This is a genomic window from Rhizobacter sp. (assembly GCF_046595475.1).
GTDB lineage: Bacteria > Pseudomonadota > Gammaproteobacteria > Burkholderiales > Burkholderiaceae_C > Rhizobacter.
Map to the genome: position 1 here is coordinate 22142 of NZ_JBKJOQ010000129.1, position 20211 is coordinate 42352.

The following is a 20211-nucleotide window of genomic DNA, read 5'->3' on the forward strand; positions in this document are numbered from 1 at the left end:
GACACAAAGCCCCCTCTGGCGTGCCCCGCGGCACCTTCAACCTTTCTATGGTGTCGATAGCCCATTCATCGCTTGATCTACCTCTTGAAATGCCGTTGACCTGGGCAGACATTGCCTCCCGCGCCACCCTGTGGGCGCACGCGCAAGGCCTCGATCTGCGCTCAGCCATCGTGCTCGTGCCTTTCGCCCAGCACCTGGCCCCGGCTCGGCGCGCCTGGGTGAAGCAAGATGGGTGGCAGCCGCGCGTGGAAACCACCCACACGCTGGCCGCAGCGTTGGCCCCCGTACCGCGCGCAGACGACGGGCAGCTCACGCTGGACGTGAGCACCGATCGCCTGAACGCCGCGCGCATGCTGCGCTCGCAGTCTTGGGTGAACAAGGACAGGCTGGCTTTTGACGAAGCGGTGACTGCGGTGGTGGTGACTGCCCATGCGCTGGTCAAGGCCGCCGCGGCCGTCTCGCCCGAAGCCCGCGCAGCACATTGGCAGCAGGCGCGAGACATGCTGGCCTCTTCGGGAGGCCCCGGCGCCAGCGAGCGAGCGTTGGCGCGCTTGGCATTCGAGTGGGCCGCTCTGGCGCCGCCCCGCGCGACGGATGAGCTCTTTTCCCTGAATCCAGCGGCTTGGATCGTGGTGCAGGCGGGCGGTGAAGACGCGCTGACGCAAAGGCTCGCGTCATCGGCGCCCAGTCTTGTGCTCGACTGCGACTCCGGTATCGACACCTCCATCGCGGTCCGCCTTTCGCTGCAAGCTTGCAATGGTTTCGAGCACGAAGCCGAGTGCGCGGCTGCTCAGGTGTTGTCGCACTTGCAGCAAGGCGTTGTGCCCGTTGCGCTCGTGGCGCAAGACCGCGTGCTTGTGCGCCGCGTGCGCGCCTTGCTCGAGCGCCAGCAGGTGAGCGTGCTAGATGAAACAGGCTGGAAGCTGTCGACCACGCGCGCGGCAGCGCAAGTCATGGGCCTGTTGCGTGCGGCCAGCCCGGTGGCGACGACCGACGTTTTCCTCGACTGGCTCAAGGCTGGCGCCTGGCCTGGCGTCGCCGAGCTGGAGCTGGCCTGTCGTCGCGCGGGCTGGAGCCGGCTCGGCGCGATCGACCCCACACGCCTCAATGCCTCCGCCGCGCTGCTCTACGCGAAGGCAGCCACTGCACTTCAGCGGTTGCGCGTCGAGCGGCGCCAACCCCTCTCGCTCTGGTTGTCAGCCCTGCAAGCCGCATTGCGAGACAGCGGCGCGTGGGAGCCCCTGACGCTAGACGAAGCAGGCCAGCAAGTGCTGAGCGCATTGCGACTGGCCGAGCCTGCGGCATGGTCGAGCCAGCAGGCGGCGCAAACCATGATGTCGGTCGATGACTTCGATGCGTGGGCTGACGGTGTGTTGGAAGAGGCATCGTTCGTCCCTGAGCCGCCACAAGAGCCCGCCAGCGTGGTCATCACGCCGCTTGCCCGTGTGATGCTGCGGCCGTTTGCGGCCATCGTGTTCCCAGGCGCAGACGACCATCATCTCGGCGCAGGTCTCTCGCCGCAGCCCCTGCTGACAGACGCCCAGGCCTTCGCGCTGGGCATTCCGAGTGCAGCGCAACGGCGCGAGAACGAAGCCCTGGCGTTCGCCCATGCGGTGAGCGCGTGCGAGGTCAGCCTGTTCTACCGCCGCAGCGAAGGTGCTGAGCCGCTGTCGCAAAGCCCCTTGGTAGAGCGGCTTGCCTTGCGGCTGCAGCGTGCGGGGAGGCACTTTGACACCTGGGCCGACCCACGGCAGCGCCTGTCGATCACCCCTGCACCGATCACCATGCCGGCACCGCGCGGTGCGGCGCTGCTGCCACCGCGCCTCTCAGCCAGCGCTTGCGAAGCGCTGCGCGCCTGCCCCTATCGCTTTCACGCTTTGCATCTGCTGCGCTTGCGCGAGGCTGAAGAGCTCGACGACGAGATCGAAAAGCGCGACTACGGCACCTGGCTGCACGCCGTGCTGATGACCTTCCACGAGCAGCGCAGCCAACCCGACACGCCCGCGGCCGAGCTCACACGCCTGATGGCGATCGCGCAGCAGCACAAGCTCGCGCTCGGCCTGGACGATGCCGATTTCCTGCCCTTCGACGCTGGCTTTGCCGAGCTTGCGCCGCGCTACATCGCCTGGTTGCACGAGCGCGATGCGCAGGGTGCGCAATGGTCTCAAGGCGAGCTTGCGCGAGAGATACAGCCCGAGGGATGGCAAGGCATTGCGCTCTACGGCCGCGTTGACCGCCTTGACCAACTGCGCGGCAGCGGCATGGAGCTGATCGACTACAAGACCGGCAGCGCCGGTGCACTGCGCGAGAAAGTGAAACGGCCTTACGAAGACACCCAGCTTGCTGTCTACGCCGCCCTCATGCAGCCCGAAACGCGTGGGCCGCTGCAGGCGATGTACCTGGCCCTGGCCCGCAAGATAGAAACCATCGCGCACCCCGATGTGCAACAGAGCGCGAGCGCGCTGGTGCACGGCTTGGGGCATGACTTGGCGCGCATACGCGGCGGTGCCGGCATGCCGGCCCTGGGCGAAGGCCAGATCTGCGACTACTGCGAAGCACGCGGCCTGTGCCGCCGCGACCATTGGGCGTCCTCATGAACGCGCCGGCATACCAGGCCGACGGCCAGCCGATCACGCGCGAGGCCTTCTATGCAATCGCCTGCGACCCGCAGCGCAGCGTGGTGGTCGAGGCTTGCGCAGGTGCAGGCAAGACCTGGATGCTGGTGTCGCGCATCTTGCGGGCCCTGCTCGAAGGTGCCAAGCCGCAAGAGATTCTCGCCATCACCTTCACCCGCAAAGCTGCAGGCGAGATGCGCGACCGGCTGAACGACTGGTTGCGCGAGTTTGCGCAAGCGCATTTGAGCGATGAGCAGCGTGCGCACGAGCTGATGCTGCGCGGCATGGAGCCGGCCCAGGCGAGGGCGCTGGCGCCCGCCTTGGCGGGCTTGTTTGAGGCCGTGCTGGCCAGCGGCCGTGCCGTCGAGATACGCACCTTCCACGCCTGGTTTTCGCAGCTGCTGCGAGCGGCCCCGCTCGACCTACTGGCCGAGCTGGGTTTGGCGCCCGGCATGAGCTTGATGGAAGAGCTGGACGACCACCTTGCCGCGGTGTTTCGCCGCTTTCACAGCGCCATCCTCGCCGACCCCGCACTGCACGCCGACCACGCCGCACTGGTGCACGCACGTGGCCGCGACCAGGTGCGCGCATGGTTCGACGCTGCCTTGCAAAAGCGCGTTGAGCTTGAGCTGGCCGACGAAGCTGGCGTGCTCGAAAGCAGCGTGCCTGCGCCTTCCGGCGAGGGCCACCCGACGCTCCCGCTCGCAGGTGTTCGCTGGCGAGAAGGCATGCGCGAACTGGCCATCGCACTGGCTCTGGGCGGCGTGAAAGCCCAAGACGCTGCGACTGGCATCGTCATGGCACTGGCGCACACCGACACGCAGGCCATCTACGCCGGCCTTCGCGATGCCTTGTTCACCCAGAAGCTGAGCCCGCGCAAGCTTGGCACGCTGCCCTCGCTCGCGGCCGCGCAAGACGAGCTCGAAGACATGGCGGTGCAAGTGCGGCAGTACGAGGCCCACCTCGAACACCTGCGGTTGGTGCGTTTGTCGCGCGTGCTGCTGCGCGAGCTCTCCGCCTACAAGCGTGCGCGTGGCTTGGCCGACATGGCCGACCTTGAGCGCTGCGCGCTTGCGTTGCTGCGTGACGCCACGCTGTCGGGCTGGGTGCAAGAGCGGCTGGATACCCGCATACGCCACGTGTTGATCGACGAATTTCAAGACACCAGCCCGCTGCAATGGCATGCCTTGCACAGCTGGCTGTCGGCCTACGCTGGCGCGGGCGGCGGGCAGAGCGGGCAGCGCCCCCCTGGCGTTTTCATCGTGGGCGACCCCAAGCAAAGCATCTACCGCTTTCGCCGCGCCGAGCCGCGCGTGTTTGTCGCGGCGCGCCAGTTTGTCAGTGAAGGCCTGGGCGGTGCCTGGCTCGCCTGCGACCACACACGCCGCAATGCGCCAGAGGTGCTGGATGCCATCAACCAGGTGTTCACCCGCGCCACCGAGCAGGGCGAGTACGACGGCTTCCGCACGCACACCACCGAGCTAGGCGCCGTGCCGGGCGCTGGCGTGCTGGCGCTGCCGCCTGTGCTGCGCCCACCCAAGCCTCCGAAAGGCCAAGCCTCTCAAGACGCGCCACTCGCCGAGTGGCGCGACAGCCTCACCACGCCATTGCAAGAGCCCGAAGCGTTGCTGCGCGAGCAAGAGGCGCGCTGGGTGGCGCAAGCCGTGCACGAGTTGCTGCGCACGGGGCAGGCACGCGCAGGCGAAGTGTTCGTGCTGTGCCGCAAGCGTGCCTCGTTGCGCCTCGTGGCGCAGGCGTTGCAAGCCTTGCACCTGCCGTTTGCCGCGGCCGAAGACTTCGCGCTGATGGACGCCCCCGAAGTGCGCGACCTGGTGGCGGTGCTGGACGCGCTGGCTTCGCCTTCGCACCGCCTGTCGCTGGCCCATGCGCTGCGCAGCCCCTTGTTCAGCGCGAGCGACGATGATCTGGTGGCACTGGCGCTGGCCGCCGCACACACCGGCGATTGGTGGGGCGCGCTAACGCTGGCAGACCACACCGATCGCCCGTCGCTGCAGCGCGCCCGCCAGCTGATGCTGACCTGGCAAGACGCCGCGCAACGCCTGCCCCCGCACGACCTGCTCGACCGTATCGTCTTCGAGGGCCAGTACCGTGAGCGTGTGGCTGCCGTGGTGCCGGCCGAGCGGCGCGTGGCTGCGCTTGACGCCATCGCAGCGCTGTTGAGCCAGGCCCTGATGCTCGACGGCGCACGCTACGCCACGCCCTATAACTTCGTGCGCACCCTCAAGCGCCGGGCAATCAAGGTGTCGGCCCCGGTGCAGCCCGATGCGGTGCAATTGCTCACCGTGCACGGCGCCAAGGGGCTCGAAGCCAAGATCGTCTTCGTGATGGATGCGCAGCCCGAAGCCAGCAACCCCGACACCGCCACCTTGTTGGTCGACTGGCCGGTGGAGGCCGAGCGCCCGCTGCGTTGTGCCTTCATCTATGCCGAGTCGCAGTGCCCGCCATCGCTTGTGGCGCTGCTGGCGCAAGAGAAGGTTGCGCGCCAGCGCGAAGAGCTCAACGGGCTTTACGTGGCGATGACCCGTGCGCGCCACAAGCTGGTGTTCAGCCGCACCGAGCCGCACCGGCCCACGGCCTCTTGGTGGGAGCGAGTCGAAGGCCAGGTGCAGGCCTGGTGGCCCGTGGCGGCCGAGCCGTCCGCGCAGCCCCGGGCGAGCGATGCGATCACCTTGCCGACCTTGCCGAGCTGGGTGGCCACGCCGGTGCTGCCCAAGCCCATGCGTGGCGAAGACAGCGACGTGTCGCGCCTGGGCCAGGCGGTGCACCGGGTGCTCGAATGGGCAACGGCGCCCGGCGCCGCATCGCCCGACATCGAGCATCTGGCCGCTGCCGCTGCGGGCGAGTTCAGTGCCCCAGCGGCCGAAGTCGCGCGCATCGCCGGCGCCATCTGGCGCAGCCCAGGCTGCCGCCCGTTTTTCGGTGGCCCCGGCTTGCTGTGGGCCGGCAACGAAGTGCCAGTGGCCGACGCCGGCGAGCTGCTGCGCCTCGACAGGCTGGTGCAACGAGAAGAAGAAGGTGGCCAGCGCGTGTGGTGGGTGCTCGACTACAAGCTCGCGCTGCAGCCGCAGGCCCAGCAGGCCTACCGCGAGCAGATGCTGCGCTACCGCGGCGCTGTGCAAACGCTGCAGCCGGGCGAAGCGGTGCGCTGTGCCCTCGTCAACGGCATGGGGAACGTGATCGAGATCACCTGATGCTGCGCTGCCAGAAGCGCACACTGGTGATCACCAAATAAGGCTGTCTTTGCGCGCCTGATCCGCGTACTGCGTCACGCTGCCGGGCGGTCAAATATGGTTACACCTGCCTCTTTTGGGCCTGTGCCGATGCGCTTCCATGCCTGATACCGACCCCTCAGCAACCAAGCCGACTCCCACGCGGATGTTCGGCCGCTTCGAGCTGCGCCAGCTGCTGGGCAAGAGCGAGCGCACGATGGTATGGCTCGCCTTCGACCCGCGCTCCCAGCAAGACTTGGTGCTCACGCTGCCGCGGGTGCAACCGGCCACCGCTGCGGCGCTCGAGCTCTGGCTGGTCGACGCCAAGCATGCGGCTCGGCTGAACCACCCGAACCTGGCCCATGTGGTGGAAGTGGGTGTGCAGGACCACTGGCCCTACACCGCTGTTGACCGAGCCTTGGGCTCTACGCTGGGCGAACGACTCGCTGAAAAGCGCCCCCCGGCACCTGACGAAGCGGTGGGCTGGGTCATCCAGTTACTTGAAGGACTGGCCTTCGCCCACGAAGCCGGCCTGGCCCATGGCGACGTGCAGTTGCACCAGATTCTGGTGAGCGAGCACGGCACCGTGCGGGTGATGGCCTTGGGCGCGAGCCTCACCGCCACCGCCAGCTCCGACCATGCCAATGACCGGGCCATGCCGCTAGACCCCAACCGCCTGCGCTCGGCGCGGCAAGCGGGCGTGCGTGACGTGCTCGCCGCCGGCATCCTGCTGCACCACTTGCTGGTTGCTGCGCCTGCACTCGACGAGCCCGACACCGCCCGGGTGATCGACCGCCTGCCGCCGCACGGCCGCGAAATGGTGCGCCTGCCCTGGAGCGTGCCCCAGCCTGTGCCCGAGGCGTTGCGCGCCATTGCCAACCGCTGCACCACGGCGCAAGAGCGTCAGCGTTATCACAACGCCAGAACCCTGCTGGCTGCCCTCATCGGCTGGCGTGAAGCTGCCGCACAAGACAACGGCGGCGCACTGGCATTGCTCATAGACCGTCTGCACAGCGTGGGTCACCTGCCGGCGGCGCCTGGTGTGGGCGCCCGAGTGGCACGGCTGGCGGTGGCCAACAACCAGCGCACCGACGAGATGGCCGAGCAGATCCTGCAAGACATGGGGCTCAGCTTCGAGCTGCTGCGCACCGTGAACTCGGCGCAGGTGCAAGGCACGCAAATCGCCGGCAACGGCCCGGTGCTGACCATACGCCGCGCCGTGGCGCTGGTGGGGCTGAAAGGTGTGCGGCAGGCGGCGGCGTCGCTGCGCGCCTGGCCAGGCCCGTTGTCTGAAACGCATGCCTCGGCGTTGCAAGCGCTGATGGAGCGCGTGCGCCTCGCGGGCCACGCCGCGCAGGCGCTTCGCCCTGCAGGCTACGACCCCGAGGTGGTCTACCTCATCGCCATCCTGCAAAACCTGGGGCGATTGATGGTGCAGTACCACTTCCCCGAAGAAGCTGAGCAGATTCGCCAGCTGATGCAAAGCCAGCCTGCGGCCGAGCCGACCGAGCCCGACCTGCCCGGCATGACCGAAGAGGGCGCCGCCTACGCAGTGCTGGGCGTGGACATCGAATCGCTCGGGGCCGCCGTGGCCAAGCACTGGGGCCTGGCCGACGAGGTGCTGCACATGATCCGCCGCCTGGACATCACCCGCGCAGTGCGTGTGGCCGACAGCGATGGCGAGATGTTGCGCCTGGCGGCGAGCGCGGCCAATGAAGCAGTCGACGTGGTGACGCAGCAGCCGGCCAATCGTGTGGGGGCGGCGCTAGGCCACGTGGCGCAGCGCTACGTGCGCGCCTTGTCGATCACGCTCAAAGACATCACCGAAGGCCTGCAGGCCGCACGGGGCACCGTGCGCAGCGGGCCTTCAGCGCCGGTGCCGCGCGCACCGGCTCGTGAAGACGTGGCGCAGGGTGAGCCCGGTACCACCGAGTTCTCTGCCTTGCTCGCCTCGCGCAACCGCTGAACACCATGCCCACCCTCACCACCGACAGGATTGGCCGCTTCGAGCTGCGGCACGAGCTGGGCAAAGGCGCCCAGGCCACGGTGTGGCTGGCCTTCGACCCGCGGCTTGAGCGCGAGGTGGCCGTCAAGCTGATGCATGCAGATGCCGACACGCTGGTGGTTGACCAGTGGCTGCAAGAGGCGCGCAGCGTGAGCCGGTTGCACCACCCGCACATCGTGCCGGTGTTCGAGGCCGACGTGCACCAGCAGCAGCCTTACCTCGTGTTTGAGTTTGTGCCGGGGCGCACGCTCACGGCGCACCTGCGCGCGCGCGGCGCATTGCCCGCGCGCGAAGCAGTCGAGATGATGCTGGGTGTGCTAGATGCCTTGCAGATGGCACATGCCGCGGGTGTGGTGCACCGCGACCTGAAGCCGTCCAACATCTTGGTTGATGGCAACGGCCGTGCGCGGGTGATGGACTTCGGCATTGCCGCCCGCCTGCAAGAGCAGACCCACAAGCAGCAGGTGGTCGGTACGCCGGGCTACATGTCGCCTGAAGCCACGCACGGCATGAAGGCCTCGCCGAGCATGGACATCTTTACAGCCGGTCTGGTGCTGGCCGAGATGCTCTCGGGCAAGCAGCTGATCACTGAGCGCGACCCCTATCGCGCGATGTACCGCGTGGCAAATGAAGACTTGATGCTGCCCGCGGGCACGGCGCCCGATGCCGACGACAGCCTGCGTGCCATCGTGCAGCGCAGCCTGGCGCGTGACGCCTCCAAGCGCCATGCCAGCGCGGGTGATTTTCGCGACGCGCTGCAGCAGTGGCTGACGCCGGTGGCCAGCAACGAGGGGTCGGCGGCGAGCAGCGGCACGCTCGAGTTCTTGTTGCGCCGCATGCGGCACAAGAGCGATTTCCCGGCGATGTCAGATTCGGTCGGCCGCATCCAGCGCGTGGCCAACTCAGAGAACGAAAGCCTTGCCAGCCTGTCCGGCGAAATTTTGAAAGATGTGGCGCTGACCAACAAGCTCTTGCGCATGGTCAACACCGCCCGCTACAGCCAGGCGGGTGGCGGCAGCATCAGCACGGTGTCGCGCGCGGTGGCGCTGATCGGCTTTGCCGGCATCCGCAACATGGCGCTGAGTCTGGTGCTGCTGGAGCACATGCACGACAAGGCGCATGCCAATTTGCTGAAGGAAGAGTTCTTGCGCTCGCTGATGGCGGGCTCACTGGCCAATGAGCTGTGCGGCCCGCAGCGTGAGGGCGAAGAGGCTTTCATAGGCGCCATGTTCCAGAACCTGGGGCGTTTGCTGACCGAGTTTTATTTTCCCGACGAAGCACGGCAGATACGCGGCCTGGTGACTGCGGCCGGTGCCAAAGGCACTGCCACAGCGGCGCGCACGTCGAGCCACGAGCACGCGGCGTCGATCAATGTGCTGGGCCTGAGCTTTGAAGAGCTGGGCCTGGGGGTTGCCAAGAGCTGGGGCCTGCCTGAGGGGCTGCAGCGCTGCATGCGCCGCCCCAAGGGTGAGCCGCCGGCACGCGCCTGCGACAAGGCCGACCGCGCCCATTGGGTGGCCGTAGCGGCCAATGAAGTGACCGATGCCTTGATGAAGGCTGAGCCTGGCCGCGCCAGCGCCAGCATTGCCGCCGTGGCCGAGCGCTACACGAAGGCGCTGGGCATCAGCGCGCGCGACGTGCAGGCCGCGGCCATGCTTGCGCAGGGGCGGCTCATCGAGCTGGCGCAGGCGATGAACCTGCATGCGCAACCCGGCTCGCCGATGCGCCGCCTGCTCGAACAAGTGGGCAACGGCACGGCCGCCGCAGTGGAGCACGACAGCCTCACCGAACACGCCTTGCACGCCACGATGCCGCTAGAGCGCACCGCCACCGAGGTCGACGTGCCCCTTGCGTTTGATCACCAGGTGGCAATCGAGATGCTGGCCGCCGGCATTCAAGACATCACCAACACCATGGTGGAAGACTTCAAGCTCAACGAAGTGCTGCGCATGATCCTTGAGACGATGCTGCGCGCGCTTGGGTTTCGCCGGATCATCTTCTGCCTGCGCGACCCCAAGACCGAGACACTCACCGGCCGCTTCGGCCTGGGCGATGGCGTCGAAGCGCTGTCGCCCAAGTTCAGGGTGCCGCTCAAGGCTGCAACGGGTGTAGCCGTCGACCTCTTCGGCGCGGTGTGCATCAAGGGTGCTGACACACTCATCTCTGATGCCACCGTGCCGCAGATTGCCTCGCGTCTGCCCGCTTGGTATCGGCAAGCCATCAACGCGCCGGCCTTCCTCTTGCTGCCACTCGTGTTGAAGGGTGCACCGTTCGCACTGATTTACGCAGACAAGGCACAACCCGGTGCGATCGAGCTGGGTGAGAAAGAACTCTCACTCTTGCGTACTTTGCGCAACCAAGCCGTCATGGCTTTCAAGCAGGCCACCTGAAGCACGGCGGCATCGAGCAAATGGGCTATGCCTGATGTCGTGATGCCGGTCACGCTCGCATCGCGCCTGACACGTTCCCCCTGGTGCCCCCCTTGTAAGGAAACGTATCGACGTGGCACGATCGTGCACTGTCAACAGTCACTCGCTATCGCTGAGAACAAAACATGACCCAACCCAAATGGACTCGTCGCCACGCCCTGCATGCCATCGCCGCCGCCGGCGCTGCGGTTTCGTTGCCTCTGCGTGCGCAAGATGCGGCAGGCGGTGGCGCCGCTTCTGGCGCAGCGCATGACCCCAACGAGATCCGCATCGGGCAAAGCGCTCACCTGACGGGCCCTCTGGCACCGTTTCTCCTCCCGGTGATCAAGGGCCAGCAGCTTGCGATCGATGAAGTCAACCGCAAGGGCGGCATTCAAGGCCGGCCGGTGCGGCTGATCTCGCTTGACGACGCCTACGACGTCAAGAAGTGCGTCGAGAACGTCAACACGCTGATCGACAAGGAAAAGGTCGTGGCCCTGTTTGGCTTGGCCAGCACAGCCAACGTGGCTGCCACGCTGCCCATCCTGAGCGAAAAGAAGGTGCCGCTGGTGTGCGTGTACACCGGCTCACCCACGCTGCGCGCGAAGCAGCACCCCTACTTCTTCACCACCATGGCGAGCTACCGTGATGAAGTGGTGCAGATGATCCGCAACCTGATCACGCTGCAGAAGTCACAGATTGGTCTCGTCTACCAGAACGCCCAGTTTGGCCAACTGATGAAGCCGGTGGTCGAAGAGGTCGCCAAGGAGCTGGGTGCCACCCTGGTGGTGCAGTCTCCTCTCGAAGCCAACGGCAGCGATGCAGTGGCATGCGCCCAGTCGCTGGCCGCGGCCAAACCGCAGGCCATCATCTTCATGGCCTTCGGCCCTTCGATGATTCCCTTCGTGAAGGCCGCACGTGTCTATGTGGGCGTGCCGATCTACGCGGTGTCAATCTCCAACGCGCCACCCATCCTGAAGGCCTTGGGCGACGACGCACGGGGCCTCGCGTTCACGCAGAACGTGCCTTACCCCTTCCGCCAGACCACCGTGCTCACGCGTGACCTGGCTGCTGTGCTGGCGCGTGAAAAGATCGAGCCGGGCTACGACTACATGTTCGGCTACCTCAACATGCGCATCCTGCTCGAAGGCATGCGCCGTGCGGGCAAGCAGGTCACGTCGGCCAACATCGTGAAGGGCATGGAAAGCATGACCAAGTACGACATGGGTGGCTACCCGGTCAGTTATGGCCCGAACAAGCACCATGGATCGAGCTTCGTCGAGATCGCCATCGTGGGCCCGGGTGGGCGCTGGATTCGCTGAGCAGCACTTCGAGCTTCAGCCCCGAACGGCAGGCCTTTGGCCTGCCGTTTTTTGATGCTCATGGGCTTCATTGAGGCGGCCCGCACCGTCGGGCCCCGCATGCGCTACATGCGCTGAGGGTTTGCGCCTCGCCCGCTGCTACACCAGCGGGCGGGGCGCCGGCTTGCCGTCCCCGTAGAGGTCGGCGGTGCGTGCCAGGGCCTTGCTGTCTTTCAAGAACAGCAGACCGTCTTCGAGGTGGTGCAAGCCGCGGCGCTCGAGCTTGCGCAGTGTCTTGTTGGTGTGCACCAGCGACAGGCCCAGCGCATCGGCAATGTGCTGTTGCGTGAGCGGGAAGGGCACACCACCCGCGCCGGCATCAGGCAGCATCGCGCCAGCGCGCTTGAAGAGCACGATGAGCAAAGCGGCGATGCGCTCTTCAGCGTTTCGCCGGCCCACCGAGAGCAGGCTGTCGTCGACAAGAGACTGCTCCTGCGCAATCAGCCAGGTGATGTTGAAACCCATCTGCGGCTGAGTGCGGTGCAGCTCCCACAGAGCGTCTCGCGAGAACACGCAAAGCTGCACGTCGCTCAAGGCCTGCACGCCGTGCGTCAGGGCGTCAGACATTTTTTGCTGCGCGCCGATGAAGTCGCCTGGCAGCAGGAAGTTGAGGATCTGCCGGCGCCCGTCAGACAGCGTCTTGTAGCGAAACGCCCAGCCGGACCACAGCGTGTAGAGCGGCGCGTCTGTCTGGCCTTCGTGGATGACGCTCTGCCCGGCATGTACGCTGATCTGTGCGCGCTTGAGCGACTGGATCAACGCCACTTCGGCTGGTGCGTGCGGTGTGAACAGCTCGAGCGCGCGCAGGGGGCAGTCTTTGCAAGGAACGATTTTCATGCCGTGCTCGCTTGGGGCCGGTCGGTGAGGCGGAGTATCCGCCACTCGTGGTTATGTCATTCGACACAGCTGGGCAGGGTGTCGGAGGCTAGATTCCGGCAACTCTTTTGTGCGCTCATGACCCCAGGCGATCCCATTTTTTGTGTGCTGTGGACCAGCCAGCTGTCACCCCTGCTGGCGCCCGGCGACGTGCCCGAAATATGGCGCTCGTCGCGTGAGCGCAGCCAGCGCCTGGGCTTGACGGGCGCCATGGTCTTCGACGGCGAACGCTTCTGCGAATTGCTGGAAGGTGAGGCGAACAAGATCCTCGCGGTGTGCCGGGACATCGAGTTCGACACGCGCCATGTGGGCATGCGCGTGCTGCACGCGGCCTCTGCCATTGCATTGCGTCAGCTGGCGGCCTGGTGCAGCGGCTACTGCGAGGTCACCGAGCTCGAACCCTTCAGTGGACCGGCTGCCCTGGAAGGAGAGCCCGCTGTGAGCGCCTTCTTGTCGCTTTTGCCTCGTTGCGCCCTGACGCCCTGAGGTCGGAAAGCTCCTACCTGCTGCGGGCACTTGATCTGACCGAGAGGCGCGCAGCGCGCCTGTGTTCCGGCTGAAGTGCTCAGCCTATCGTTCCGCCCACGTTCAATCCACCAGGAGAAGATCATGAGAGAAACGATACGCAAGAGCCAGGTTCAAGGCGAGGGCGATTACGAAGCAGCCCGCCGTTTCGACAAGGCTGCAGGCGGTTTTGCGCAGTCCGGCAAGGTCGAGCCTGCCGCGCGCAAGGCCAAACCGCGCAACGCACGCGAGGCCAGCGAAATGGAGCAGGCCGAAGACATCGGCAAGTCGCATTCCAAGGGTGAAGACCCCGGAGTCAGCAGGTGAGCACCAAGCCACCTGGGCAAACGCGCACGTCCATCGACAAGCAGCCGGTCCCGCGGCTGCCTCATGAGCACGATGAATCGTCCGACAGCCAAACCGACGGTGTGCGGCCGATCATTCAGCAGGCGCATGACGATCTGGCATCGGGCAAGGTCGACACTGACCGGGGCGCGCCAATGGATGAGGCTTACCAACGTCAGAAGAACAACAAAAGCGAGCGCACGTGAAGGCAAGAAAGCAGATGCAAGACAGCAGCTACAAGGCCAAGTACCTCGTGCTTCTGCAGGATCAGACGGTGCAACGCGCGCTGCTGTTTGGTGTCGATCACCGATACCTGACCGAAGTGATTGACGACGATGGCCTCGTGCTGGACAACCTTACCCGCTCGGGCACGGCCTGCAGGCCGCCGGATGGGCTGGCTGAGGAAGCGTCTACGTTAATGCGTGGGCCCGCCGCAGAGCACGTGCGATGCTTTGCGCTTGGCTGACAACGCGGGCGGCTCATGAAGCGCTACTTGGTAAGTTACTTGGCGGTGGCCGTGGTGCTTGTGGCACTCGACATGCTCTGGCTGCGCGGCATCGCCAGCGACTGGTATCAGCAAGGCATCGGTCACCTGATGAGCGCGAAGCCGAACCTGTGGGCTGCTGGCCTGTTCTACCTGCTGTACCCCGTTGGCATCGTGATCTTTGCCGCCATGCCGGGCGCGGGCGAGGCCTGGTGGCGGGCGGCAGTGATGGGGGCGCTGTTCGGCCTCTTCGCCTATTCCACCTACGACCTCACCAATTTGGCCATTCTCAAAGACTGGCCGCTTGGATTGACGGTGATTGACGTGGCGTGGGGTGCGCTGGTCAGCGGCTTGTCGGCCGCGGCGGGCCGGGCGGCTTCGGGCTTGCTCCGACCTGCTGATGTGGTGTTGGGGTGACGAGCCTTACCCCCGGCACTGGTTGCAACGCTTAGGGCTGCTTCGTTCCCAACCTGACCCGTTTGGGCGCGCTTCCATGCGGGGAGGCCCGTCAGGGCGGATTGTAGGGGAGGCCTTGATGACCTTTTCGCACTCAGCGCAATTGCAGTGCGTCGTCCCCGAACTCAACCTGGATGGGCTCGATGATGAGCTTCTTGGGCCCGGCTTCCACGCGGCCTGCGATCAAGGCCTTCACGCCCTGTGCCTCGGCCACCTGCACCGTGCGCTCGGCGTCTTCGGCCCTCACGAAGAGCGCAAACCCTGCGCCCATGTTGAGCGTGCTGTAGGCCTCTTGGTCGTCTTGCTTGGCGTGCTGCTGAATAAACTTGAGCACCGGCGTCACCTCGGGCACCGAGTGGATGCGGTAAGTGTGCGTGGCGGGGTGGCGCAGCAGCTTGCGCCAGCCGTGGCCGGTGATGTTGGCGCAGTAGTGCGGCGTGATGCCGGCCTTGTAGAGCGCCTCGGTTACCGGGGAATAGAGCACAGTGGGCGCGAGCAGCGCTTCGCCGTAGCTCAGGCCTGGCGAAATTTCGGTGAGATAGCCCTGAGGCAGCCGCTCGACCAGCTTGCGCGCGAGGCTCAGGCCGTTGGCGTGAATGCCGCTCGATGCGAGCATCACGATGGCGTCGCCCGGTGCGAGCTTGTCGCCCACCGAGAGTCGCTCTTTCGGGTTGATGAGGCCGGTGCAACTGGCCGCGAGATCGATGCGGCCCTCGGCCACGATGCCGGCGAGCGCCGGCGTTTCGCCACCGCCCCAGGCCACGCTGCACACGTCGCAGGCGCGCTTCCAGCCGGCCACGAGAGCTTGCGCTCGTTGGGCGTCCGAAAACCAGTCGGAGCCGCCCGCGGCCCAGTAGGCCTGCACCACCAGCGGCGTGGCCCCGACCGTGATCAGGTCGTTGATCGCCATGGCGATGGTGTCTTGCGCAATGCTGTCGTAGTAGCTCTTGCCCGTGAGGGCTTTCATCTCGTCGGCGACCAGGGCTTTGGAGCCCAGGCATTCGACGATGGAGGCGATGTAGAAGGGGCCCACGTCGACCACGTAAGCCGACTCGCCGCGCGAGGCTTCGACCTCGCTGAAGCCATGCGCGGCGAGGTGCCCGCCCGTGGCTTTGGCCGCGCGCTGGGCCGCCACCTTCAACGGGTCGATGAGGTCGTAGTTGACGCCAGCCTGCTCATAGCTGAGCGTGCTGTGGTCGGTGGTCTGGGGGAGCTTGGGGTTCATCGAGAAGGCGCGAGCTGGCAAAGGCGGGATTATCCGGCAGCCGAGCACCCTCACCTCGGCGTGACTTATAGAATGGCCCGATGTCCTATCTCGTCCTTGCCCGCAAGTACCGCTCGCGCGATTTTGAAGCGCTGGTCGGCCAAGAGCACGTGGTCAAGGCGCTCACCAACGCGCTCACACAACGGCGCCTGCACCACGCCTATTTGTTCACCGGCACGCGCGGTGTGGGCAAGACCTCGGTCTCACGCATTCTGGCCAAGGCGCTCAACTGCACCGGGCCTGATGGCAATGGGGGCATCACGGCTCACCCCTGTGGCGTGTGCAGTGCCTGCCGCGACATCGACAGCGGCCGCTTCGTTGACTACATAGAGCTAGACGCAGCCTCCAACCGCGGCGTCGAAGAAATCTCGCAGCTGCTCGACCAGGCCGTCTACAAGCCGGTGGTGGGCCGCTTCAAGGTCTATCTCATCGACGAAGTGCACATGCTGTCGAACACCGCGTTCAACGCGATGCTCAAGACACTGGAAGAGCCGCCCGATTATTTGAAGTTTGTGCTGGCCACGACTGACCCGCAGAAGGTGCCGCCCACGGTGCTCTCACGTTGTCTGCAGTTCAACCTGCGGCCAATGGCACCACAGACGGTGCAAGAGCACCTGGTCACCGTGCTGGCCGCCGAAAACATCGAGGCCGAGCCCGGCGCGCTGCGTTTGTTGGCGCGTGCGGCGCGCGGCTCGATGCGAGATGCCTTGTCGCTCACAGATCAGGCGATTGCCTTCGGTGCCGGCACGCTGTCTGAAGCCGGCGTGCGCCAGATGCTGGGCGCTGTCGATCGCAGCCATGCGGTGCGTCTGGTCGAAGCCCTGGCCGCAGGGCAGGGCGCCGAAGTAATTGCTGCGGTCGATGGTTTGAGGAGCCTTGGCCTGTCGGCGACCGGCACGCTAGAAGAAATGGCGGCGCTGTTGCAGCAAATGGCCGTGCTGCAAGCCGTGCCCGATGCGCTCGACGAGAGCGACCCCGATGCCCCCACGGCGGCGCGCCTTGCCGGCCTGCTCGCGCCCGACGAGACGCAGTTTCTCTACAGCATCGTGCTGCATGGCCGCGCCGAGCTGGGCTTGGCACCTGACGAATACAGCGGCCTCGTGATGGTGCTGTTGCGCATGCTGGCCTTCAGGCCGGGCAGTGCAGGCACATCCCCCAAGGCCGTGGTGCCGGCGGCCCGGCCCGGCATTGCGGCCCCCGCGTCGGCTCTTGCCCCCCCCGTTGCGGTTCCCGCGCCTGTTCCTGCGATCAGCAAGCCACTTGCTGCGCCTGTGGCGGCAGCGCGCCCGGCCGTCATGGCGCCGCCCGCTGTGGCACGGGCCAGCAGCGAGCCGCCCCCTTGGCTAGACGCACCCTACGAAGACGAAGAACCTGCTGCCCCCATGGCAGCGCGCGAGCCCGAGCCGCAACGGCTGGCACCCGCGGCCGCGCCGATTTTTGCGCCCACGCCGTTGGGCGATCGTTGGGTGCGGGTGGTGGGGCAGATGGTGGAGGCGGGCACCATTGGCGCGCTGGTGCGCGAGCTGGCCATGCAAGCGCAGTGCTTGGCCATCGAAGATCAGGCGCAGCCGCCGGTGTGGCGGCTGCGTGTGGAGCGAGAAACGCTGCGCGCGCCTGTGCAGCGAGACAAGCTGCAGGCCGCGCTGTCCGACTTGCTGAAGCACTCGGTGCAGTTGCAAGTGGAACCCGGCGTCGCCAGCGACACCCCTGCGCAGCGCGCTGCAGTAGAGCGCGCACGCCGCCAGAACGAAGCCGAACAGATCATTCACAACGACCCACTGGTGCAGGCCTTGATGCAGCAGTTCAAGACCGCGCGCATCGTGCCCGGCTCGGTTAAACCCCATTGATTCAGGAGAAGTTCACATGATGAAGAACCAATTGGCCGGGCTGATGAAGCAGGCCCAGGCCATGCAAGACAACCTCAAGAAGGCGCAGGAAGAGCTGGCCCACATCGAGGTCGAAGGCCAGTCGGGTGCGGGCCTGGTGAAGGTGACCATGACCTGCAAGCACGACGTGAAGCGCGTGACCATCGACCCCAGCCTGCTGGCCGATGACAAAGACATGCTCGAAGACCTGGTGGCAGCCGCCTTCAACGACGGCATTCGCCGCGCTGAAGAGGTGTCGCAAGAGAAGATGGGCAAGCTGACGGCCGGCATGCCCATGCCGCCCGGCATGAAGTTTCCGTTCTGAATTCATGACCATAGCCCTCACAGCTCAGGGTTCCTTCTCCCGGAGGGAGAGTGGGCAAGGGATAGAGGGTGTCCTTGGCTGAGCCCGCACTCGATGGCCTGATCGAAGCCCTGCGCCGCTTGCCTGGCGTGGGCCAGAAGTCGGCGCAGCGCATGGCGTTTCACCTGCTGCAGCACGATCGCGAAGGCGCCCGACGCATTGCACAGTCGCTGCAAGGTGCGGTTGATAACATCCGCCACTGCGAGCGCTGCCATACCTTTACCGAAGCGCCCGTTTGCCACACCTGCCTAGACGACACCCGAGACAAGCGTCTGCTGTGCGTGGTGGAAACGCCTGCTGATCAGGCTGCGATGGAGCGCACCGGCAGCTACCGCGGCCTCTATTTCGTGCTGATGGGCCACCTGAGCCCGCTCGACGGCATCGGTGCGCATGACATCGGCTTGCAGCAACTGCTAGACCGCGCAGCCGACGGTTCAGTCGAAGAGGTGATCGTCGCGACCAACTTCACCGCCGAAGGCGAAGCCACCGCACATGTGTTGGTCGAGACCCTGAAGGCCCGCCAACAGCGTGTGACGCGCCTGGCGCGTGGCGTGCCAATTGGCAGCGAGCTGGAATACGTGGACCTGGGCACCATTGCCCACGCCCTGAGCGACCGGCGCTGAATCAGCGCTTGCTGCGGCGGCTCTTACGCTTGACCGCCGGCTTCTTGCCTTTTGAGCTGCTGCGCACGCTGGGTTGACGCTGCGGCACGAACACCACCACGGCCTGGCCGGGTGAAAAACTAGCGCCGGTGGTGGTCTTGTTCCATTGCGCCACCTGCGCTGTGCCCACGCGGTAGCGCTTGGCCACGCTGGCCACAGTGTCGCCCTTCACTGCCCGGTGGGTGACCTTGCGCGGCGGCAAGGCTTCCGGTGCAAGCGACATGACGGCGTTGTCGGCCAGATGCAGCGACACGTCTTTCAGCAAGTGCTGCGCACGCGGCACGAGCAGCGTGGAGCCCGCCTTGACCAGCATGTGCGGCGGGATTTTGTTGACCTCGCGCAGCTCGGCCTCGGTCATGCCGACCTCTTTGGCGGCGTCGCCGGGTTTCAGCGTGCGCGGCGCGACCCAGGCCGTCCAGGTGGCAAAGGGGCCGCTGTGAGCCGCGACGTTGCGCAAGAAGAGGCTGGCGTTGTCGTACGGCAGCAGCAACTGCGGCGTGCCGGCTGCCAGGATCACCGGCTTGTTCATTTGCGGGTTGAGCACGTGGAATTCATCGCTCGTGACGCCGGCTAGCTGGATGGCTACCGACACGTCGAGGTCGCGCTCGATGGGCACGCTCAGGAAGTAGGGGTGGTTGGCCAATGCGGGCAACCCGATAGAGAAAGCCTCAGGGCGCATCACGATGTTTTTCACCGCTTGCAGCTTGGGCACGTAGTAGGCCGTCTCGTTGGGCATGCGCAGGCTGAGGTAGTCGGTGGGCAGATGAGCGCGCCGGTTGCGTGCGATGGCGCGCTGCACATTGCCTTCGCCCCAGTTGTAGGCGGCCAGCGCCAGGTGCCAGTCGCCGAACATGTCGTGCAGCTTGCCCAGGTAGTCGAGCGCGGCGCGGGTGGAGGCGAGCACGTCGCGCCGGTCATCGCGAAACACGTTTTGCCGCAGCTCGAAATGCTTGCCGGTGGCGGGCATGAACTGCCACATGCCAGACGCCTGGGCCGACGAGATGGCCTGCGGGTTGAACGCACTCTCGATGAAAGGCAGCAGCGCGAGCTCGGTGGGCAGCCCGCGCTGCTCCACCTGGTCGACGATGAAATGGAGGTACCGGCGCGCCCGCACCACGATCGCCTGCACCAGTTCGGGCCGCGCGGCATACCACGCCGCCTGCTGGTCGACGAGCTTGCGGTCCACGAGGCCGGGCATTGCAAAGCCCAGCCGGATCCGCTCCCACAGGTCGTCCGTCTGCCCGAGCAGCTTGTCGATCCGCGGGTTCGCGCCCGAGGCGCCGGCCTGCAGCACGGGAGGCTCGCCCGAGAGGTTCACGAACGGGTCCAACGACGCAAACGCGGCCGGCGGCCAGGCCAGGATAACGGCCAGCGCGAGCTTTCTTGCGGTCAGGTTTCGGGGGTACGGCATGGGGGACTCCAGAACCCGTCAATGCTAACGGCTGGCGCCCGCCCGGGTCAACGCAAACCGCAGTGCTCCTCACGATTGATTACATGACCGAAGCGCTCGGATTCCTGGCCGCTTTCGGGGTGACGGTGGTGTCCATCCCGCCGCTCGTGCGCGCCGCGCCCGCCTGGGGGCTCGTGGACGTGGCCAACGGCCGCAAGATCCACGAGGGCGAGATCCCGGTGATCGGCGGGATCGTGATGGGAATCGTTTTCCTGGCCGCCTACCTCGGGATCGCCGCCGCCGGGGGGCAGGAGGTGCGGTTCGGGTTGGCTCTCTCGATCGCCATCGTGCTGACCGGCGGGATCATCGACGACCTGCACGA

16 protein-coding genes, 1 other RNA gene and 1 pseudogene are annotated in these 20211 nt (G+C 66.2%); 14 read left to right on the forward strand and 4 right to left on the reverse strand.

Annotation, left to right across the window (positions count from 1 at the left end):
* Window positions 1–89: 89 nt before the first annotated feature.
* From AC30QB_RS23225 to AC30QB_RS23245, 5 genes are all read left to right on the forward strand, one after another.
* A complete protein-coding gene (locus AC30QB_RS23225) occupies window positions 90–2597 on the forward strand; it encodes a PD-(D/E)XK nuclease family protein (protein WP_489548656.1) in 2508 nt (835 codons plus the stop codon).
* Window positions 2594–5827, forward strand: a complete 3234-nt coding sequence (locus AC30QB_RS23230) for a UvrD-helicase domain-containing protein (protein ID WP_489548657.1) — start codon at window positions 2594–2596, stop codon at window positions 5825–5827. The genes AC30QB_RS23225 and AC30QB_RS23230 overlap by 4 nt, the downstream gene beginning before the upstream one ends.
* Before the next feature lie 139 nt (window positions 5828–5966).
* Window positions 5967–7811, forward strand: coding sequence for a serine/threonine protein kinase (locus tag AC30QB_RS23235; RefSeq protein ID WP_489548658.1), 1845 nt, complete (start codon window positions 5967–5969; stop codon window positions 7809–7811).
* A 5-nt stretch (window positions 7812–7816) separates the two neighbouring features.
* Window positions 7817–10240, forward strand: a complete 2424-nt coding sequence (locus tag AC30QB_RS23240; RefSeq protein ID WP_489548659.1) for a protein kinase domain-containing protein — start codon at window positions 7817–7819, stop codon at window positions 10238–10240.
* A gap of 164 nt (window positions 10241–10404) precedes the next feature.
* The gene (locus AC30QB_RS23245) at window positions 10405–11580 is read left to right on the forward strand and encodes an ABC transporter substrate-binding protein (protein ID WP_489548660.1); all 1176 of its coding nucleotides are present in this window, start codon (window positions 10405–10407) and stop codon (window positions 11578–11580) included.
* A gap of 138 nt (window positions 11581–11718) precedes the next feature.
* On the opposite strand, the gene AC30QB_RS23250 is transcribed toward AC30QB_RS23245, so the two are convergent.
* On the reverse strand, window positions 11719–12456 hold the full coding sequence (locus AC30QB_RS23250) for a Crp/Fnr family transcriptional regulator (protein ID WP_489548661.1): 738 nt from the start codon (window positions 12454–12456) through the stop codon (window positions 11719–11721).
* A gap of 117 nt (window positions 12457–12573) precedes the next feature.
* Here AC30QB_RS23250 and AC30QB_RS23255 point away from each other — a divergent pair, with 117 nt between their 5' ends.
* The 5 genes from AC30QB_RS23255 to AC30QB_RS23275 all read left to right on the forward strand — a co-directional run bounded on the left by AC30QB_RS23255 (window position 12574) and on the right by AC30QB_RS23275 (window position 14245).
* Window positions 12574–12981 (forward strand): BLUF domain-containing protein, encoded by a 408-nt coding sequence (locus tag AC30QB_RS23255; RefSeq protein WP_489548662.1) that lies wholly within the window; start codon window positions 12574–12576, stop codon window positions 12979–12981.
* A 123-nt stretch (window positions 12982–13104) separates the two neighbouring features.
* Window positions 13105–13326: a hypothetical protein gene (locus AC30QB_RS23260; RefSeq protein ID WP_489548663.1), complete on the forward strand. Its 222-nt coding sequence runs from the start codon at window positions 13105–13107 to the stop codon at window positions 13324–13326.
* Window positions 13323–13550, forward strand: coding sequence for a hypothetical protein (locus AC30QB_RS23265; RefSeq protein ID WP_489548664.1), 228 nt, complete (start codon window positions 13323–13325; stop codon window positions 13548–13550). The genes AC30QB_RS23260 and AC30QB_RS23265 overlap by 4 nt, the downstream gene beginning before the upstream one ends.
* Window positions 13547–13810: a hypothetical protein gene (locus AC30QB_RS23270; RefSeq protein WP_489548665.1), complete on the forward strand. Its 264-nt coding sequence runs from the start codon at window positions 13547–13549 to the stop codon at window positions 13808–13810. Before AC30QB_RS23265 ends, AC30QB_RS23270 begins: the two co-directional genes overlap by 4 nt.
* A 15-nt stretch (window positions 13811–13825) precedes the next feature.
* A complete protein-coding gene (locus AC30QB_RS23275) occupies window positions 13826–14245 on the forward strand; it encodes a DUF2177 family protein (protein ID WP_489548666.1) in 420 nt (139 codons plus the stop codon).
* Here the strand turns inward: AC30QB_RS23275 and ffs are convergent.
* Window positions 14241–14338, reverse strand: an RNA gene (ffs, locus tag AC30QB_RS23280) — signal recognition particle sRNA small type. The genes AC30QB_RS23275 and ffs overlap by 5 nt on opposite strands.
* 40 nt (window positions 14339–14378) lie before the next feature.
* Complete coding sequence (locus tag AC30QB_RS23285; RefSeq protein ID WP_489548667.1) at window positions 14379–15509, reverse strand: AIR synthase-related protein; 1131 nt, start codon at window positions 15507–15509, stop codon at window positions 14379–14381.
* 80 nt (window positions 15510–15589) lie between these two features.
* Between AC30QB_RS23285 and dnaX the strand changes: the two genes are divergently transcribed.
* The 3 genes from dnaX (at window position 15590) to recR (ending at window position 18400) form a co-directional block, all read left to right on the forward strand.
* A complete protein-coding gene (gene dnaX / locus AC30QB_RS23290) occupies window positions 15590–17395 on the forward strand; it encodes a DNA polymerase III subunit gamma/tau (protein WP_489548668.1) in 1806 nt (601 codons plus the stop codon).
* A gap of 16 nt (window positions 17396–17411) precedes the next feature.
* Window positions 17412–17738 (forward strand): YbaB/EbfC family nucleoid-associated protein, encoded by a 327-nt coding sequence (locus AC30QB_RS23295; protein WP_489548669.1) that lies wholly within the window; start codon window positions 17412–17414, stop codon window positions 17736–17738.
* A 74-nt stretch (window positions 17739–17812) separates the two neighbouring features.
* The gene (recR, locus tag AC30QB_RS23300) at window positions 17813–18400 is read left to right on the forward strand and encodes a recombination mediator RecR (protein ID WP_489548670.1); all 588 of its coding nucleotides are present in this window, start codon (window positions 17813–17815) and stop codon (window positions 18398–18400) included.
* A gap of 1 nt (window position 18401) precedes the next feature.
* Here the strand turns inward: recR and AC30QB_RS23305 are convergent, their stop codons facing one another.
* On the reverse strand, window positions 18402–19850 hold the full coding sequence (locus AC30QB_RS23305; protein WP_489548671.1) for a transglycosylase SLT domain-containing protein: 1449 nt from the start codon (window positions 19848–19850) through the stop codon (window positions 18402–18404).
* A gap of 83 nt (window positions 19851–19933) precedes the next feature.
* Here AC30QB_RS23305 and AC30QB_RS23310 point away from each other — a divergent pair.
* Window positions 19934–20211: pseudogene (locus AC30QB_RS23310) on the forward strand (hypothetical protein); the annotation flags it as partial.

Excerpts from the sequence above, each read along its gene's own strand:
- AC30QB_RS23260 (WP_489548663.1), top strand. The coding sequence starts at position 13,105 with ATGAGAGAAACGATACGCAAGAGCCAGGTTCAAGGCGAGGGCGATTAC.
- AC30QB_RS23240 (WP_489548659.1), top strand. The coding sequence starts at position 7,817 with ATGCCCACCCTCACCACCGACAGGATTGGCCGCTTCGAGCTGCGGCAC.
- dnaX (WP_489548668.1), top strand. The coding sequence starts at position 15,590 with ATGTCCTATCTCGTCCTTGCCCGCAAGTACCGCTCGCGCGATTTTGAA.
- AC30QB_RS23305 (WP_489548671.1), bottom strand. The coding sequence starts at position 19,850 with ATGCCGTACCCCCGAAACCTGACCGCAAGAAAGCTCGCGCTGGCCGTT.
- AC30QB_RS23225 (WP_489548656.1), top strand. The coding sequence starts at position 90 with ATGCCGTTGACCTGGGCAGACATTGCCTCCCGCGCCACCCTGTGGGCG.
- AC30QB_RS23235 (WP_489548658.1), top strand. The coding sequence starts at position 5,967 with ATGCCTGATACCGACCCCTCAGCAACCAAGCCGACTCCCACGCGGATG.
- AC30QB_RS23245 (WP_489548660.1), top strand. The coding sequence starts at position 10,405 with ATGACCCAACCCAAATGGACTCGTCGCCACGCCCTGCATGCCATCGCC.
- AC30QB_RS23255 (WP_489548662.1), top strand. The coding sequence starts at position 12,574 with ATGACCCCAGGCGATCCCATTTTTTGTGTGCTGTGGACCAGCCAGCTG.
- AC30QB_RS23285 (WP_489548667.1), bottom strand. The coding sequence starts at position 15,509 with ATGAACCCCAAGCTCCCCCAGACCACCGACCACAGCACGCTCAGCTAT.
- AC30QB_RS23275 (WP_489548666.1), top strand. The coding sequence starts at position 13,826 with ATGAAGCGCTACTTGGTAAGTTACTTGGCGGTGGCCGTGGTGCTTGTG.
- AC30QB_RS23295 (WP_489548669.1), top strand. The coding sequence starts at position 17,412 with ATGATGAAGAACCAATTGGCCGGGCTGATGAAGCAGGCCCAGGCCATG.
- AC30QB_RS23230 (WP_489548657.1), top strand. The coding sequence starts at position 2,594 with ATGAACGCGCCGGCATACCAGGCCGACGGCCAGCCGATCACGCGCGAG.
- AC30QB_RS23250 (WP_489548661.1), bottom strand. The coding sequence starts at position 12,456 with ATGAAAATCGTTCCTTGCAAAGACTGCCCCCTGCGCGCGCTCGAGCTG.